The organism is Aeromonas sp. SG16 (assembly GCF_024436135.1).
GTDB lineage: Bacteria > Pseudomonadota > Gammaproteobacteria > Enterobacterales > Aeromonadaceae > Aeromonas > Aeromonas jandaei.
In genome coordinates, this window is record NZ_JANFNW010000003.1 from 314,562 (window position 1) to 333,743 (window position 19,182).

A 19,182-nucleotide genomic window follows, 5' to 3' on the forward strand; every position below is an offset into this window, starting at 1 on the left:
GGCTTGTCCGCTGGTGTGGCTGCTTTGTGGCTGACCTCTATCAATGGCATCTGTGAGCGCATACCGGGGAATAGGTTAAAGGCTGTCTGTTCCAAATTTTTTCTGCGGTATGTGTCGCGAATTGGATTGTTTGTATATCTGCACAAGTGTCAATTACCAGCACTTTATGCTGTTTTGTTATGTGCATGTTTGTACGTGGTGTAGCGCAGATGTTGTCTGGCCTGTAAGGCAAGAGGGCGTTCTATCCAACTAGTTTTATTTGGTTTGTACGTTGCAAAGTCATCACATGATTTGGGGCTAACTGGTTGTCGCTAGCGTTGATGCGTTTGAGATCTCGATGACGCTGTGCTCACGCAACCCATCGCGTAATCAGGATTTGGATACATCACGAACAACCTGCTGAAGGCGCCGTAAATAGCCAATCCTGCGTCATTGCTGGGAGGACAGCATCATCAGACATAAACATCCACCACCGGGAGTGCGACTCCTGGTGTCTGCGACGACCGACCCAGGGGCCCCGAGTATGCACCATAGAATACCTGGGAAGGCGAGATATCTTAGCCAAACGGGCGACTGCGGTTGGGTAATGTAGTTGGCAAATTTTGTAATACGACGATCAATCAAGATTTGTCGTTATCCCAAACGTCAAGGCGGTAGCCATTAGGTGGTAAAGAAGGACGTTGGTGATAGCGCAGAATAAAATAATATATGACAATTTGGATATGTACCTATAATAAATTTGGTGTGGTAACAATAAATTGTGGGGTTCATTTGAATTTGATAGATTGGCTCGCCTTAAAATAGATGGAAAAAAAATAGCGCCTCTCGCGATCGGAAATTCTGTGTGATTGTGTTTTTTTGGTTTTTTTATCTGTTATTTGTTTTTAACTGTGTTTTTATTAGGTTTTTATCCCGCTTGTTATAGGTAATGCAAAATAAAAGATCGTTTTCTGTCTTCACACCCTGGACAGAAGTGGATATGCTTATGTCCGAACTGGGGTGAAGGGTTAGATATACTCTTGAGATACACCTCCACCGACTTCAGATAGTTTATCTATCTATTGATATGTAAGGTTATGCACAGTGGTTTTGTTTTTTGCCACAGCACAATCTTTATAGCTGTGAAAACTTAATTTTTTGATGTCTTTATTCATCCTAGCTTGGGAATGAATTTGGCGGAGCTATCCCTTTTAATATAACTACGCTTGATATGATCTAAGTTGATCTTATTTAAATCGGTAACTATTAACTTTATTAAAGGAGCTGAAATTGGAGCGGTGGTATCTTGCCAGTCATAAACCTGGCCGGGGTAATGCATTTAAATCGCAACTTTTCTTATCGCAGCTTGGTATTTCAGTTTTTATACCGCAGATCTGCAAGATGCAACCAAGAACAGATCGTCCTGGTCATGCTAGGAAAGTAGTTGAGCCATTATTTCCGGGTTATATATTTATTTTTTTTGACTATGAACAACAGCAGATAAGCAAGGTTGAATGTTGTCCTGGTGTGAATAAACTGGTTCGTTTTGGTGGTATCCTTCGACCACTTAATGACAATATAGTTGATGAGATTTTGATGTTGACAACAACTATTGGTCATGAACCTCCAGAGTGTCACGATAAAAAAATAAATATTTCATATGGTAATAATAATGCTTGCAAAGCTTTAATTAAAAAACAATGTCAGCAAATCAGGGCGATAGCTAATGAATTGGATGGTGAAAAAAGGAGTTCGTTATTTTATGCTTTCATGGACGCATTAGATAACAATCACTAATCAATCTCTAATTGTTTAAGTAACTACAAATACTATCTTTTAAATATTTCTGTATGAGGTATGGATACTACAACAGAATATGATTAATGGGCTATGTGATATTTTCAATATTCGTCTATAGTGAAAATCATTTTTTCGAGTGTATTCAGTACTTAAAATTAGCACTCTTTTGTTTAAGGAGCTGCAATGAGAAATGCAGAAATAAATAGGCATATCGTATATGAAGGTCTGCTATCAATCACTGAATGGAGTCGGGCCGATCAAGCGAAACCGAGCAAGTGGGTAAAAACAAGAGAGGTTGCTGATGTTTGTGGTATGAGCATCTACTCAACCCGGATCTACTTACTCGATTTAGTAAAGGAAGGAAAGGTTATCTGCTCGGATAGCATTAAAAATAATTCATTGTGGTGGCACCCTAAAATAGAAATAAATTGATTTTATTTCTTGTTATTAAAGAAGTTGTGAGCATCACATATATAATTTTTATTTAAAATTCAGTCCTTTTTAATAGGGAGGTGTTTAATGTGATGTATAAAAAGTAAATTTTACCAATAACGCTATTAATCTTTCTGAGGTACTTATGACAATTACAGCAAAGCAAATTGAAACTGAATATCCTATCCCTAACTATCGATTTGTTGTCTCACTGGGTGATGATAGAATTCCATTTAAATCAGTATCAGGCCTGGATATCAAGTACGATACTATTGAATATAAAGATGGCACGGGAAAACGATATGGTATGCCAGGTCAGCGTCAAAAAGTATCACTGACGCTGAACAAAGGTGTTTTCCCAGGAAAGAATGAATTATATGAGTGGATTAGCTCAATCTCTCTTAATCGTGTGGAAAAGAAAGATATTATGATCAGTTTGACCAATGAGACAGGGACTGAACTGCTTGTTACCTGGAATGTACAAAATGCATTTCCAACTGGTTTGACTGCACCTTCTTTTGATGCTACCAGCAATGATATTGCAGTACAGGAAATTACCCTGGAAGCTGATCTGGTAACGATGCAAACACATTAACAACTAAATAATTAATAATATATTAATCGGAGCTATTATGCCAATTACTACTACTTATCCTGGTGTTTATATTGAAGAGCTGCAGAGTTCAGCTATGTCAATTTCCAATAGTGCTACAGCAGTACCTGTTTTTGCTATCGCTGATGATGATAAAGTATTTACTAAAGCCACACGAGTGACTTCATGGCTGAATTATATGGAGGAAAAAAAAGGTATCTTTGATATCACCTCTGTACGTGATGTATCAATGCGATCATATTTTGAAAATGGTGGTGGTCGTTGTTATCTTATCCCGGTGAAGGCTCTTGAGGCTGAAATTCCAAAACTTGATGATGTCACATTGCTGGTTGCTGCTGGGCAAGATATTACTTCGGTTGTTGCAAAGCTCTGCGTAGAGGGAAATAACTTGTTTGCAATTCTTGATGGTCCCAATACCATCGAATTGGACGATAAGTGGAGTGATGCATATGATGAGAATGCCAATACGGCTATCTATTATCCATGGCTTTCTGCTACATGGTCGGCTGTAAATATTCCGCCGAGTGCTGCAGTTGCTGGCTTGTATTGTCTTAATGATAGGACTCGTGGTGTCTGGAAAGCCCCTGCTAATATCTCACTACAAGGTGGTTTGATGCCATCCTGTAAAGTAACAGATGAGTTCCAAGGGCAACATATGGATGGTAAAGCACTGAATATGATTCGCCAGTTTGGTAATGACAGTCCTGTAATTTGGGGGGCTCGGACCTGTAAAGATAGTGATGCTTGGCGATACATCCCTGTTCGACGACTATTCAACAGTGTTGAAAAAGATATTAAGGATGCAATGAAAATTGCAATGTTTGAACCTAATCATCAACCGACATGGGAGCGGGTTCGTTCAGCAGTAAATAATTATCTACATGCCATCTGGAAACAAGGTGCTTTGACAGGCAGCTCACCTGAAGAAGCTTACTTTGTCCAGATTGGGAAAGACGTTACCATGACGGATGATGATGTAAAGCAAGGTAAGATGATCGTTAAAGTCGGGATTGCAGCTGTTCGGCCAGCAGAGTTTATCATTTTGCAATTTAGTCAGGATGTAGCTAAATAGCGATATATCTATAACAGGAGCTCATTTATCTGGGCTCCTGTGAGTTTAAATTAACATGTAAAGGAATATAATATGGAAAGTAGATCACCTGGTGTCAATGTGATCGAAAAAAAAAATACCGCCTCGGATAGTACCATTGAAAGTGCGGTGCCACTCTTCATCGGATTTACACAGAAAAAAGTATCGTCAGTATTTTCCCCAATAATTAAATCACTTGCAGACTATGAGGTGCATTACGGAGGTCAGCACTCCGGGCTGGGTATGTTATATAAAGCCATTAAGCATTTTTTTGATAATGGTGGGATGCATGCATATATATTTTCATTAGGATGTTATGATGAGTTGGATATCATGACTTCTGAGGAAATTACTGCCGCAATTGATACACAGCAACTCTCTCACCTTGTTCAAGCGGAACAAAGCATCACCTTGTTGGCATTTCCTGACTGCACACTGATCCCAGACGGAAATATAACTCAATGGCATAAAGTTTGGGATCGTATGTTGAATTTGAGCCAGGTTCGCCGTGCACTATTTGCAGTGCTTGATTCTCCTCGATCACCTGTTAATGCTGTAACCTGTGTACATAATTATGAAAGTGATTATTCTGAGAATGCTGCGGTCTGGTGGCCACACTTGATCACAAGTTATAGTGATGGGGCATCTCGAACAATTATTCCCCCTTCCGGTGCTGTCGTTGCTGCAATCCAGAAAAATGATCATGAGCGTGGGGTTTGGTCTGCTCCTGCGAATATACCTTTATCTAAGGTAATTAAGCCTGAATATTCATGGCTAGATGCACACAAATTATTTTCTGACCGTGGTTCATCCTTGAATGTCATTCGTAGTTTTCCAGGTAAAGGAACCAGAATTTGGGGGAGCAGAACATTAACTACCGATCTAGGTTCTCAATTTCAGTATATCCAAACCCGCCGATTTATTAATTGGGTGGAACTAAATACTTCAAAAATATGTAGGATGTTTTTATTTGAACCAAATAATGAAATAACGTGGTTTAAGATAAAAGGAATAATTACAAATTGGCTCCGTAAGGTCTGGTATCAAGGGGGATTATATGGAATTCAAGAAGATGAGGCATTCAATATACTAATAGGTATTGATGAGTCTATGAGTGAACGTGATGTACTTGAAGGTAAAATAATTGTCAAAATTCGCTTATCTGTTCTATACCCAGCAGAGTTTATTGAAGTTACACTTAATTTGAATGTTGGTAATATGTAAAAAGTAATTAGTAATGGAGCGAAAACATGCTTTCTCTACATCCATCAAAAATATTTGAACCATCACTCTCTCATCATTTTTTAACGAGTTTTATTTTCCAGGGACTGCCTAGCCCTTTGGATTTTGCATTTCAAAAAATAAATGGACTGACTAGAGAGGTATCGGTCACTCCATGCAGTGAAGGCGGCGAGAATATTCGCAATAATTACCTTGCAGAGAAAATACGACATGGTTCTTTGATTTTAGAGCGAGGAGTTATGACGCTTACGCCGTTGACCGGCGTTTTTGAGAGTATCATGCGCGGTGGTAAATTAGTCTATGCCGATGTTATCATTATTTTACTTGGAGAGAATTCTCTACCGGTCGCGAGTTGGACATTGAGTAATGCACTACCTGTTAGCTGGAGTACTGGCGATTTCGACGCGTTGACGAGTAAAGTATTGATCAATCGGCTGGAATTACGTTACCAAGACTTATTTTGGTTGGGATCTAAAGCATGACAATTGAAATCAGGGAACTAGTAATAAAAGCTGAAATTGATGATGCTAAATATACAGCGCGGAAGAAACTACCAACACATATAGACAAAATGAAAGATGATGAGTCTCGATTGATCGAAATAATTAGTAAACAAGTATTAGAGATCATCAGAATGGAGAGAGGTAGAGGGATATGAGCATGTTAGAAAGGTCGTTAGCTAAATTAACTGTGAGAGGTTATTTAGACCGTGAAATGAGAAATTCTGTTGGGTCTGTTATGGCTATGTACAACCCAGATTCATTAAGGTTGAATTATAAAGCGAATTATAGTGGGAATGATTTTATCAATAGTGATGTACAGAGTAATACGTACGTGACATCTAGCCCTGGACACTTATATTTAGAATTGATATTTGATGCTAGAATGCCAGGTAATAATTTATCTGTTGAGGATAAATTAAGTGCTTTACATGAGTTATGTTACTCAGTATCACCCCAAACAAGGGAGCCTAATTTTTTATCTATATCTTGGGGGAAGCTATTGGTTGGTGGTGCAGCAGGTCGTGATTTTAATGGCCGCTGTAATGATTACTCCGTTAATTATACATTGTTTGAACGCGATGGGACACCACTAAGAGCCACTGTTGCATTGTCAATAATGGCAGACTCTAGCATGGTATTACAGCAAGCAATGACTAACTTGAAGTCACCACATAAGGCTCTTGTCACAGTTCCAGACATGAGCAATTTACCTATGTTAGCAACCCATTCAGCTGCGCTTGTAAGGGGGGCCGGTGATTATCTGGATTTAGCTAATAGTAATAATTTGGATAACCTCTATGCAAGCGAGCCAGGACAGACACTAATAGTCTCGCCAACAGGGGGAATGAATGAATAAAAATCATGATAGAAATATCAATAAAAATGTCAAAATTACGATCACTAGTAATAATGTCGAACTGCGTGATCTGACAAGTAAATTGATTTTTATGAAAATATTGTCTGGTGTAAATTCAATTTCATCTGCGAGTTTAGATTTTGCAATTCCTTATACCTCACACGATGATCTCAAGCGGGTTTATGATTTATCAAGATGTGAGTTGGGTAACGATTTTATAATTAATGTTGATGAAGGAAAAGGTTCAAGCCTACTATTTGTTGGTGTCCTTATTTCTAAAGATTTGAATCTGGAGAACAATTATGCCTACATATCCTTAACCTTAAAGCATCAGCTTATAAAATTAGATCAGGCTGTTCGCTCTCAAGTTTTTAAAAACAAAAAAAATAGTGAAATTGCACAATCGCTATGCACATGGTCAGGTATTAGAGTTGATAATGAAGTAACAGATGATCATCCGAATGAGCAGTTAATACAGTTTCGCTGTTCTGATTGGCAAATATTTCGTTATTGTCTTGGGGTGAATGGGTCCTGGTTTATACCAGAACCGGGTCACATTAGAATAATTAAGCCAAAATTAAATCATCCTGGTCCAGTCATTGATGCTAAAGATGGTCATCTTATTGAAAAGGGGCGGTGGCAATTCAGTATCATTGACCAGCCACCAAAATTAACATTGAGTGCATGGGATATTCAAAAAAGTGAAGCTGTCTCTGTTGTAGCTAAGTCGACAAATATGGTTGATGGTCGGCTAGCAGAGCATAATAATAGTTCGTTGAGTAAGGTTGGTTGGGATATTTCACTTGGAATATGGCCATCCTATAGTTCATTGAACCGTTGTACTGATGCTCTATTGCAAAATATTAGGCAAAGTTCAATTAATTGTGAATTTAAGGCTGTTGGTTCAACCAAATATAAGTTGGGTGAGACTTTGACACTGACTGGATTTGGTCATGACTTCGATGGTTCCGGTATTATTACAGCGGTGAACCATACATTTACTCCATCAAAGTGGACAACCATAGTAACAATTGGTGAGCCGGTACATACCCTATCTAATAATTTTTCTTTGCCTGGAGTAAATGGATTACAGCCCGCTATAGTAGATTCATATGCGGAAGTTGACCCGCAAGGTCTATTTAGGATTAATGTCAACTTACCTATTCTGAATAGTCATAACAATAAAAATCAGATATGGGCTAGATTTGCAATGCCATATGCATCAAAAGAAGCCAGTTTTATTTGTTATCCAGAGCCGGGTGATGAAGTCATACTCTCTTTTTACGATGATAATCCTTGTTATCCTGTAATTGTTGGCTCGCTCCATAACCCACAAAGGACTCCTGTAATTAAACCAGGAGATGGGCATGGAATGAAAGGATGGAAGTCTGCATCATCTGAATTGGGTTTCGACCCCAACCAAGAAACTATTAATATGAGTGTTCCCAATGCATTTATTCAAATAAAGGAATCAGGTGTTGAAGCTGCATCTGAAATGGATGTTAAAATAAAAAGTAAAAAACAGATTTCTATTGATGGTGAAGACAGTGTCACAATTAATAGTAGATTGATAGATTTGAAAAAGTAGCTGAAATAATTATAAGGTTAAATACATGAGTAATGAACTTGCCGATCTTTATGGCCGAGGGTGGTCATTTCCACCAACATTTACTGAGCAAGGTGTTGTGATGGCTGAGGGTATGGATGATATATTTCAAAGTCTAAATATTTTATTTTGCACTCAATTTGGTGATCGCATATTGCATGAGGAGTTTGGCTGTGACCTGAATCAATTTGTTTTCTCGAATATAACCAACACATTGTTGTCTGATATAGAAAGGCAAATTAACGATTGTGTATTGCGTTATGAGCCTCGAGTTGAGATTGTTGACGTCAGGTTTGATACTTTAAATATGCAGAGTGGCATATTGACTATAGAGGTTAATTATCGTCTTTGTGGGAGTGATATCTTTCATCAGTTTAGTAAGCGGATCAATATGATCGATGGGGTGGTGGGATGATATCTTCTGTGGTTGTCGATGGAGATCTGATGGCATTTGAGCCTCTATTCTCAAATCGAATTGTTACAATTGTAGAACCGCCACAGATCAAAGCTAGTGGAGATGTACTTGTTTGTGGTAAAGAAGTATGTATTGAAGGAGATGAAAAAAACGTTAAGTTAAGTGCAACATATATTACCGCTACTCATACTGTGCCAGGTACTGGATTTGTAACAATTAAGTCACTAGATGCTAACCAAATATCTGCAGTATGTAAGAATCAAAAATCACTAATTGTAGTCGGTAAAGGAAGTTTTTTTATCGCAAGCTTTTCACCTTCTACTCCGGCAATGTTACCCCCTCCTATTAGCTCTCCTGATACAGTAGCGCCTAGTTATGGAAAAGGAAAGTTTATACAAAGCCAAGATACAGTACGTGCATAGATTTATATCCGAAGTTTTTTGATAAGACAAGTTACTATCACATTTTATTTATTCTGTCATACCTACAAATTATTTTAACCTACATATAAAGTAGAGACAGTTTTGTAAATTAAATTTATTATCACAAGGTTTTGGTATGATGTACTAATAACACCGTCGATTTTTAATACGAGCGGAAACATAATGCTTATGGCGAATATATTGCCTACTGTCACAAAGCATCAGATTATTATTCTATACTTGGTATCAGGAAATAAAAATGAAAATGTCAAGCAATTCAGATAGTAATTTATCAGCAGACATCACCACGCCGCGGTTTTTGTTAGATGATCGAAACGTGCTTATGTACATGAAGTACATATATGATTATTTGTCATTGGTTCCTTATAAATCACAGAAAACCGATAGTAAGTCATCTTTATCTAATTGGGCGGATTTTTTTTTTATGAATGGAGGTTCGCCTGATAAGCTTGCTGACTTTTATGAGAAAGGTGTGGGTTTAAATGGGGCTACGTTACCCCATCAGGCATTTCTATTGGCTATGTTGAAAATGCTTGAGGTTCCACGTGACATTATGAATATGTTGCCTGAAATGCATCGGGATCTATATTATAGGCAGCTTCTTAAATTAAAAGAACGAATTGTTGAACCCTCGGTAACTGCTATATCGTTCACATTAGAACACTTTTGTGACCCATTAATGCTCCCGATTGGAACGACCCTGGATGCCGGTCAAGATAAGAAAGGACATCGTATTGAATATGTATTGGATAATGACCTTCTGGTGACTCATAGTTGTTTGAAAGATATACGCTGGTGTAGCATAAACACTTCTGGTTCAGAGGTGGGGACTTCAGCTATTATCTCTGATTCAGATTCTGTTTTTCCTATGAATGGAATACGACTTTTTGATTCCGTTAGGCAAGATCAGAAGATCATGACAGGTCGAATAATTATATCTCATGAATTCATTTCACTGGCTAATAAAACAGTTGAGCTATCATTTGATGATGATTTATCAATAGATGGCCTTACCATACAAATAAGTGGTGAGAATGAATGGCATTTACTAGATATTCATCAATCTGACTTACGGAGTCTCACCATCAATATCCCTCGTGATATTAGGATTGGAAATCCACAAGGATTATCTAATTTGACATTTACTGAGCCTGTGATACGAATGTGTCGTACCGATAAAAAGTCAGTGCCAACAGTTGCAAATATTCTAATTAAGAATGACGCGCTCTTTATCACTGACTATGTCTGTCGGGCATTGACGCCTTTTGGTCATAGTGAAGAGATTAGTCACTTAAATAAAAATGAACTTTATTTGGGAATTACTGGCGTTAAACCAGGGCAGGCCGTGTCATTATTCTGGAATCTAAATTCACCTCAATCACTTGGAGTGACTTGGAAGTATTTAGCTAGTGATAATTATTGGTATAGTCTTGAAGATGTGTTATCCGATTCTACGAAAGGACTTTTAAACAGCGGCCTCTGGTCTGTGACTTTACCTGAAAATGCTAGCGATAAAGCATCGGCAATGCCATCAGGGTGCTATTGGGTTAAAGCTGAGATTGAGCCTGTTAGGGATAATGAAAATATCAGTGTGGCCCATTATCCATGGCTAAATGGTGTGATAACAAATGCGATGACAGCAACATTAAAAAATGGTTCTGATGTGGAGGACACATCGGTCATGCCATTACCTGCAGGAGCCATTCGTTATCTTTTACTTGATGTTCCGGGAGTGAAGGCGGTTTCTCAGCCTTGGAAATCTTGGGGGGGGAAACCAAAAGAATCTTCTTCAGCATTTTTAGAGCGAGTGGCTCAGCGTTTATCACATCGTAATCGGGCATTAACTTGGCCAGATATGGTGATGCTTCTTAAAACCATGTTTCCTGAAGTTTATGACGTGATGATCCCATCACAAGCAAGGCTCAGTTCTGTTCCTGCGATGACTATGCAAACGTTGGTAGTGATGCCTTTAGTTACGGAGCGAGATAATGATGACTTGTTACGTCCACTCTTCAATGCTGCAAGGTTAACGGCAATGCGAAATTCATTACAGCAACACAGTTCACTCTGGCAAAACATCACAGTACAGAATCCTGTATATAGAAATGTTGATTTATCTTATCAGGTCGTTTTTCGTGATGGGGTTAATAGCGATTGGGCAGAGAAGGCTTTGCGACAGGAGATTATTTCCTCATTTATGCCTTGGTCTGTTGGTAAGGCTGCTGCAGCATCGTTAGCAAATTATATAAACTACTACGAAGTTGTTGCTACGTTACAACGTCAGACATATGTAGATCATGTAGTGAGTTTGTCATTGGATGGCGCTGAGCATTCTATCAGAGGACGAGATGATGAAGTGTTGATTCTCTGTTGGTCATAACCCGATATATAGAAATGAGGTCACAATATGACTAGTTTAAACCAATTGTTTTCCCAGCTAAAAAACCATATTGATGCTAATACCCTTATGACTAATGCGCGGGAAATGCTAAGTCGCTATACCGGTAAAATTTGGACTGATACGGCTACTCACGATCCTGGCATTACCTTACTAGAAGCGATTTCATATGGTGTATCTGATATAGCGTACCGACATACAAGATCATTGATCGATTTACTTACTCCTTGCCCAGATAAGCAGATATCTGGTGAAGGATTGTTTCCTGTTGAATTTGGTCCGGAACAAGCATTGACCTGTGGTCCCGTGACTAGAGATGACTATCGCCGTGCCATTCTTGATTTGCATAGCACTCATAGCTCCGATGGTTATTTCTTTTTTACAAATGTTTTCATGGATAAAGAGCCTGAATCAAGTCAATATCAATACTGGTATGATGTAGAAAGGAGAGAGTTTCACTTCATCGGCTCAGATGATCCTGACGTTGTAAAGGAAAAAATTACTTTGTTGGGGAACTATCATTTATATGTCATTCCCTCCCCTGAGGCTGAAAAAAATCCTTCTGTCGCGAAAAAAGCATTAGATGATTTTTTATCACAGAATAGAAATCTTGGTGAGGCAGTTAGTGATATTATCTGGTTTCAACCTGAAGACATATATCCTCAAATTGTTGTTGATCTTGAAGATGATGTCGGGACACATAGTAACGTAGCTGCGATTCTTGCTAATATATATCGTGTTGTTCAAGATTATATATCTCCACAGGTAATTAGAAAAACTACCGCTCAATTGTTTGCTGATGGTTTGAGAAGCGAAGATATATATCAAGGTCCATTTTTACAACATGGTTGGATCCCTAATCTCCCACCTGAAATAGACATGCTAAAACCACAAAAGGTTAACTTGAGCGGCTTGGTTAGTTGTTTACTTGATATTGAGGGGATTAAAGGGGTTCGTCATCTCAGCACCGAGTCTGGTTTAAAAAACTCATGGCAGTGGGAAGCTAGTCATTGTGGATATTATCCTCGTTTATGGGGTGCTAATCCGCTGGAAAAATTGGCTGATGGAATAACAGTCCAGCTATTAGCGAAAGGCGATATTCTCTTTACCGCTGGTATTGATGAGATCAAAAAAGAGCTTAAACCATCTGCCATTATGTATAACCAACCAGATGTATTGCAATATGGCCAATGGCGTGACCCCGGTCGGGTATATCCAGTATCAAACCTGATTCCACCATGCTATGAGTTGATGGTACCTGCAGCAACTTTGCAGCAAGAGCATCTACACCAGTTTATGCTGATGTTTGAACAAATGTTGGCTGACAATTGTCAACAGTTAGCAATGTTACCTACCTTACTTTCATTTAAGCAACAGGGAGATCTCGTTTGGGGGAGAGAGTGGCCTTTTGCTAATAAGAGTATCAGTGATGAGGTACATAGTGATTATCGTGAAGACTTGAAAAATCTACTGACGAAGAGCCAATTTGATCGTTCAAAGGCTCTCGCGATCACAGAGTTCATGTTAGGTTATTTTAATGCTCAGCTTGCACCTGATGTATTTAGTCAGCCACCGGCATCATTTTTAGCATCACAACAAGGTTATTTATCTCGACAGGCTGAATTAGTTTATCACCGAGCAAATTCTACATATGGGAAAGTATCGTCACTGCAACGCCGTATTGCTGCTCGGCTCGGATTGGGTGGTTCTGCAATTTTTTATGATAACGTGTCATTAGACAATTTACCCTTTTACTTAGTGGAACATCGAGCACTATTACCTAAACAACCAAATGAAAAGTATGTATCTCCTCAGTCTATAAATCGTGTTTATATAGAAACTATTGATGGGCAAGAATGTCTAGAAATTGCTACTCTAGATGTCATTCATTTAAAAGTTGGAATGGTGCTAGATCTTATTATAGATTTCGAAGGGAGCAATTCATTTGTCATCCGATCTCAGGTCGTTACGGCGGTTGATTATAACAAAAATAGTTTTTCATTTACGATTTCCGCCAGTGCTTCTCTGAAGCGAAATCTTGATGAAATATTGTCATCAACACCAGATTCGCTCGCTTGGCTTAATAGTGATGTTTGGCTTGAAGAGATGAATTATCGACTTGTTTATGCAGCAGATCAGTCTGGTTTAGTGGAAGGACAGAAAAGACTGACATGTGGTTCATTCCCGGTCATGCTTGAGGCCGCAGATGAGTTGCTATTAGAGTACCGTATTGGAGCACACTCAGGACATGTTGCTTATCATGGTGATGTTCAACAACAACTCACTGTAGTTAGTGTTGACCGGATTGCCAATACGTTGGTTGTAAGTAGTAAGAAATCATTGCCATCCGATCAATATGCATCGTCATATGTATGGTATTTACCTTCATCTTATTCTACTAAAGATCGATTTTCATTTATGGTCAGTGCTGTGTTTAATCAGGATTTACTGGTTAACTCATCCTCTGAACCATACGCCACTGAATCATGGGTTCGGGAAGTTATTTTGGCTGAGATACCATCCCATCTAGGAATGTTATTGCATTGGAAGCCCAAGAATGAGTTTTCGCAGTTTGCGAAGACCTATAGTGAATGGCAAAGTAATAAAGCAATATTGGGTGATAGATCATACGATCTCATGAAACACCTTGCGTTGGGTCAGCTCCCTGATGCGCTTGAAGGGATAGGGTCTATGCATATTGCGACTTCTCAACAGAAAGAGTGGGTAGTGGGGGCCGATGGTAACGAGTGGAATAGCGATCTGATTACTAATGAGGAACTTTTTTATGTTCCCTCGCTTGCTGATAAGGAGGATATAAATAAGTCATAACCGCATTGCTGTCACGTATGGTAGATGTGATGCGTAACAGAGCCAAGAGTAGAAGGTTTGAATAGCTCGTTCTTTTAATAAAAATCCATGCGTTTATATTCCTATCCTGGTTATTAATTTATATTAAATTAATTCCTGCAATTTTTTCATACCAATATTTATTATCAAGAATCTCTAGTATCACTTATATGACATATATCAGCATGCCTGATTATATGAGTTAAGAGTGTCATTATTGTTAGTAGAGATGAATTCCTGTGTGCAGATAATAAGGGAAACAGAATGAATAAAAATGAATATGAAGATATCACTTTCTCCGTTACCTCCCCTACTACTGATGAGCTTAAGGAGCGATTCCAGGCGCGCAGTATTCCTCTGGCTGCGGATTTTGAAAATCTGATTGATGTTGCTGAATATGGGCGCCGGGCATTGGGAATGCACCCAGAGCAGACCCCCAACCCATCCTCTGGCCTGCAGGTGCAAGAGAGTGGGCAGTTGGCTGTCAAGTTGGACCCGGGCAAGGGGATGCAGGTTGTACCCACTGGCATGGGGGTCGTGGTCAACGAGACCAAAGGGCTGCAGGTGGATGCTGACGGGATTGGTATCCGTACCGCTGCACAACATGGTCTCAAGCTCGATGCCAATCATCTCAAGCTGTCAGTGTCGGCCAGCAATCCCGGCATCGAGTTGGGCAGCGATGGGGTGAAGGTCAAGCCTAATCAGGCCAAAGGCGTGATGGTCGAGGCGGCGGGTGTGGGTATCAATACGGCTTCGCGACATGGCCTCAAGCTGGAGGACAATTCGCTCAAGCTGGCGCTCTGCGCCAGTCATCCTGGCATCGAGTTAGGTGACGATGGGGTCAGGGTCAAGCACAACCCGTCTGCTGGGCTCACGGTCAATGAGAGTGGTATCGGGGTGGTGGTGAACCGTAGCAAGGGGATGGCGGTCGATGGGCAGGGGCTTGCCATCAACCCGGGTAATGGTCTTGCCTTTGCCAATAACCAGCTTTCACTCAAGTTGGCTAAAGGTACCGCTACTAGCAATAGCGGAGGTGGGCAGGGCATCAATGGGAGTACCAGTGGTAACCATGGTGGATTGAGCATTACTGCTGACGGGCTGGCGGTGGATGCCGGGCGGGGTATGCAAATTGACGCATATGGTGTTTCCATCAAGCCTTATCCAAATTGGGGGTTGGATGTAAATGAAAACGGCTTATGGGTAGTGCCCAATCAAGCTTCTGGTATCAAGGTTGATAGCAATGGCGTCGGGGTGGTGGCGAATGCCGCCAAAGGGATGATGGTCGATGTCAGTGGGATTGGTATCAACACAGCTCCACAACATGGCCTCAAGTTAGAGAGCAATGCGCTCAAGCTGGCGATCTCTGCCAATAACCCCGGTGTGATGGTGGAGTCTGATGGGGTCAAGATCAAACCCCATAGTGGCGCCGGGGTCAAGGTGGATGCGAACGGCATCGGTGTGGTAGCCAATGGGGCCAAGGGGGTCGCGGTCGATAGTAACGGCGTTGCGGTGGTGGCCAATACCGCCAAGGGCGTGGTGGTTGAGCCGCAAGGGGTAGGTATCAACACGGCTCCGCAACATGGCCTCAAGCTGGAGGAAAATGCGCTCAAGCTGGCGGTGGCAAGCTCAACCCCCGGGCTGGAGGTGGGGGCAGACGGGGTCAAGGTCAAACCCAACAGTGCAGCCGGAATAAAGGTGGACAGCGGTGGTGTCGGTGTCCTGGTCAACCCAGGCAAAGGGATGACGCTGGATGGGCAAGGGGTTGCTGTGAATCCGGGCAAGGGCCTGATTGCCAAGAATAACCAAATCAATATCAAACTGGCAAAAGGTGAGCATACCAATGGTGGTGATTCTCATGGCGAGAATGGCACGACCGAGGGGGCAAGCGGTGGGCTGTTTCTTTCGGATAATGGGCTATCAATCAATCCCGGTAATGGCATGTGGCTTGATAAAGAGGGTATTTCAATCAAATGTGGGGCCAATAGCGGCTTGTCTGCGAGTGAATATAGTGGTGGGTTAACGCTTAATATTGATAATACCCTGCGTGTAAATAACAGCAATCAGCTGGGGGTTGTTCCTAACTATGTGAGCAAGTCCGGTGACAGTACGATTGCTAATGGCAATCTCACGTTTAGTGATGATTTCGGGATTAATTTTTACGGTGGCTATCGCATCGCTAAAAAGCGTGGCACTGGGATGCTGTGGTTTAAGGGGCTGGGTAATATTCTACCCCAGATATGTAATAACGATGGCTCCAATCCCAGCAATATCGCCACAGAGAGCTATGTGCAGGCAAATAGAGTGCTGCCGGCCACGACGAATTCAGGGTTGGAGCAGACCAGCGACGGGCTTAAGTTCAAACCCAAGGTCAATGGCGGATTGGGGATGGATAATAGCGGTGTCGGTATTAATACGGCGGCGCAATATGGCCTCAAGCTCGATGCCAATCAACTCAAACTGTCACTGTCGGCCAGCAATCCCGGCATCGAGTTGGCCAGCGATGGGGTGAAGGTCAAGCCGAATCTGGCTAAAGGGCTGCTGGTTGAGGCGGCGGGGGTCGGCATCAATACGGCTACGCAGCATGGTCTCAGATTTGATGGTAATGCACTCAAGCTGGCGCTCTCTGCCAGCAATCCCGGCATCGAGTTGGCAAGCGATGGGGTGAGGGTCAAGCCTAATCTGGCTAAAGGGCTGCTGGTCGATGGCAATGGGGTGGGGATTAATACCGGGAACGGATTGATTGCGGCGAATAATAAGCTGAATATTGCACATGATACGACCTTGCAAATCAACGGTAGCAGTCAATTGGGAGTCAGTGGATTTCGCCGTTTATCCTATAGGAATGAACGCCTTCCTCAAGAAGGGTATATATATCTGTGCTCAATCGCTCAAAATGAAGTCGCTGCTTATGTAAAGTTTCGTGTCCGCGCATTAGTTAGATCATCTAATACCACCAATGGTTATCAATATACCCCGCAAATATTTGTCATGACATTGTTATCAGATGGGTTATCTAATCATAATGAGGGGGCGCGTCGTATTACATCATATTCAATGTCTATATCGGAAGCATATGCTGGAAGCCACTTTGCAATTTCTCGCGTGTGTTTACTTACAAATTATCTTAATGAGGTTGCCTTATATCTGAATGTAACTCACGCTAGGGAATTAGTCGAATTTTGTGTGGATTACCATCCACTTTTTGATGTCAATCGCGCATCTATGTCAAATGACATTAGTACACTAATTACAGATGTGCATGAAGCCGCCATTAAGGCGAGTTTAAACACACGAGTTAATGGTAATGCTACAGGGGTGCTAACAAAATAAATATATTGAAGGATTCACAATTCTAAATCGACGTGAGTAGTATTACATTGCGTTATGCATGAAGGGGAACTATTGGCTGTATATCATCTTGCCAAATTGACGCTATCACTTGCGGTTGGCCATGAACAAGCCGAAGAGGTGATGGAGCGCGGTAGCCGGCTTTTTTATCGCGAGCTGCAAGGGCTATTAACCTCCGTCTTGCAGCGGGTTATGCCGGAGGGGCTCACGCTGCGGCTGGATACTCCGCTGGTCGTGGCGCTGGGGACACTGCCGGCAGCCACCTTCGAGGCCCCCTTTGTCAGTCGGCTGGAGGGGGCGCTGGAGCAGGTACTGCGCCAGCACCTGACTGCCCAGGTGGGGCAAGGGCAGTGGGAGTCACGGGAAGGCAGCTGGCAGCGGTTACGCCAAGCCCGCCGTGGCGGGGCGGCGCAGCTCGAGTGCTGGTTGCGCCGCCAGCTGCTGAATGGCCCCTCCCATTGGTGGCCGGTATTGGCCAGTTATCTGCTGACGGGGGAGGGGCGCTCGCTGGGTGAACAGTTGCAAGCCGAGACGTGTCGGTATCTGTGCCAGCAACTGGCGGATCTGCCCGTGAGCGCCCCCTTGACGCGCGATAGCTTGTGGCTAAGTGCGCTGCGCTATTTTCAACGCCATCCATCGCAAACCCTGCCGGGGCTGCCTGCAGAGTGGCGCTTGACGCCGTCCCCGCGGGCCGGTTCGCACGATCAGCAGCTGTTGCCGCTGTTAGTGACACCGGCCGCGGCATTGGGGGAGGGGGGGGGGGCACCGGAGCTTGCACACTGGCTCGCTCACCTCTGCGCACTGCCCGAGCTGCGCCACTATCTCGCTAAGCAAGGAGGGAGAGGACCTGCGAGTAGCGCTTTGGCTGGCGGTCATACAGGGTCGCAGCGGCCTGCCGCCCAAGGGCGGCAGGATGAGCAGCCTTGTCCGACCGTTGTCGGGCCGATGCCGATGAGCACAAGGATTGGGCACCGGGCGGAGCAAAAGGATGACCTGCTTCAACCCGGATGGCTGGCAGTGGCAGACGATGATCGCCGCAGTGATGCCGAGCCCAGTGCATGGGAGGGCGAGTGGCTAGGTGGGGCCTTATCGCCCTCGCCGGCAGCTTCGCTGACGGGTGAACGATGGGTTGGTGAGGGCACAAGCGTCTATCCCGCTGACACGGCGCCCGCACCACGGATGGCAGCGCAGCGAGGGGGCGCCTTATCGACCTCGCCCTCGTTGGCGGGTGGGCGATGGGCAGGCGAAGGGGGGAGCGCCTATCCCGCAGACGCGGTGCCCGTGCCAAGGATGGCAGCCCTGCGAGGGGACGCCTTATCGGCCTCGCCCTCGTTGGCGGGTGAGCGATGGGCAGGCGAAGGGGGGAGCGCCTATCCCGCTGACGTGGTGTCTGCACCATGGATGGCGGCGCAGCGAAGTGGCGCCTTATCGGCCTCGCCCTCGTTGGCGGGTGAGCGATGGGCAGGCGAAGGGGGGAGCGCCTATCCCGCTGACGCGGTGTCTGCACCATGGATGGCGGCGCAGCGAGGGGGCGCCTTATCGGCCTCGCCCTCGTTGGCGGGTGAGCGATGGGCAGGCGAAGGGGGGAGCGCCTATCCCGCTGACGTGGT

15 protein-coding genes are annotated in these 19,182 nt (G+C 43.0%); all 15 read left to right on the plus strand.

What is annotated here, in order from left to right:
- The first annotated feature begins 1,269 nt into the window (after positions 1–1,269).
- Positions 1,270–1,776 carry a transcription termination/antitermination NusG family protein gene (locus NOM67_RS11585; protein WP_255937159.1) on the plus strand — a complete coding sequence of 169 codons (507 nt, stop codon included), beginning with the start codon at positions 1,270–1,272 and terminating at the stop codon, positions 1,774–1,776.
- Positions 1,777–1,962: 186 nt separating this feature from the next.
- Positions 1,963–2,211, plus strand: a complete 249-nt coding sequence (locus tag NOM67_RS11590; protein ID WP_255937161.1) for a FaeA/PapI family transcriptional regulator — start codon at positions 1,963–1,965, stop codon at positions 2,209–2,211.
- Between the two features lie 145 nt (positions 2,212–2,356).
- Positions 2,357–2,806: a phage tail protein gene (locus NOM67_RS11595; protein ID WP_255937163.1), complete on the plus strand. Its 450-nt coding sequence runs from the start codon at positions 2,357–2,359 to the stop codon at positions 2,804–2,806.
- A gap of 37 nt (positions 2,807–2,843) precedes the next feature.
- Positions 2,844–3,896, plus strand: a complete 1,053-nt coding sequence (locus NOM67_RS11600; RefSeq protein WP_255937165.1) for a phage tail sheath C-terminal domain-containing protein — start codon at positions 2,844–2,846, stop codon at positions 3,894–3,896.
- 72 nt (positions 3,897–3,968) lie between these two features.
- Positions 3,969–5,138, plus strand: coding sequence for a phage tail sheath C-terminal domain-containing protein (locus NOM67_RS11605; protein ID WP_255937167.1), 1,170 nt, complete (start codon positions 3,969–3,971; stop codon positions 5,136–5,138).
- A 26-nt stretch (positions 5,139–5,164) separates the two neighbouring features.
- Positions 5,165–5,638, plus strand: coding sequence for a phage tail protein (locus NOM67_RS11610; protein ID WP_255937169.1), 474 nt, complete (start codon positions 5,165–5,167; stop codon positions 5,636–5,638).
- Entirely contained in the window at positions 5,635–5,814 is a 180-nt protein-coding gene (locus NOM67_RS11615) for a DUF5908 family protein (protein ID WP_255937171.1), read from the plus strand. The genes NOM67_RS11610 and NOM67_RS11615 overlap by 4 nt, the downstream gene beginning before the upstream one ends.
- The gene (locus NOM67_RS11620; RefSeq protein ID WP_255937173.1) at positions 5,811–6,515 is read left to right on the plus strand and encodes a hypothetical protein; all 705 of its coding nucleotides are present in this window, start codon (positions 5,811–5,813) and stop codon (positions 6,513–6,515) included. Before NOM67_RS11615 ends, NOM67_RS11620 begins: the two co-directional genes overlap by 4 nt.
- Positions 6,508–8,103, plus strand: a complete 1,596-nt coding sequence (locus NOM67_RS11625) for a phage baseplate assembly protein V (protein ID WP_255937176.1) — start codon at positions 6,508–6,510, stop codon at positions 8,101–8,103. Before NOM67_RS11620 ends, NOM67_RS11625 begins: the two co-directional genes overlap by 8 nt.
- Before the next feature lie 25 nt (positions 8,104–8,128).
- Entirely contained in the window at positions 8,129–8,536 is a 408-nt protein-coding gene (locus NOM67_RS11630) for a GPW/gp25 family protein (RefSeq protein WP_255937178.1), read from the plus strand.
- Positions 8,537–8,565: 29 nt separating this feature from the next.
- The gene (locus NOM67_RS11635) at positions 8,566–8,958 is read left to right on the plus strand and encodes a hypothetical protein (RefSeq protein WP_255937180.1); all 393 of its coding nucleotides are present in this window, start codon (positions 8,566–8,568) and stop codon (positions 8,956–8,958) included.
- A 259-nt stretch (positions 8,959–9,217) separates the two neighbouring features.
- A complete protein-coding gene (locus NOM67_RS11640; RefSeq protein WP_255937183.1) occupies positions 9,218–11,359 on the plus strand; it encodes a hypothetical protein in 2,142 nt (713 codons plus the stop codon).
- Between the two features lie 27 nt (positions 11,360–11,386).
- Positions 11,387–14,206 carry a hypothetical protein gene (locus tag NOM67_RS11645; RefSeq protein WP_255937185.1) on the plus strand — a complete coding sequence of 940 codons (2,820 nt, stop codon included), beginning with the start codon at positions 11,387–11,389 and terminating at the stop codon, positions 14,204–14,206.
- Positions 14,207–14,488: 282 nt separating this feature from the next.
- Positions 14,489–17,554 (plus strand): hypothetical protein, encoded by a 3,066-nt coding sequence (locus NOM67_RS11650; protein ID WP_255937186.1) that lies wholly within the window; start codon positions 14,489–14,491, stop codon positions 17,552–17,554.
- A gap of 54 nt (positions 17,555–17,608) precedes the next feature.
- Positions 17,609–19,182 (plus strand): contractile injection system tape measure protein (locus NOM67_RS21745; protein WP_370689166.1); only part of this gene is annotated, 1,574 nt, incomplete at its 3' end.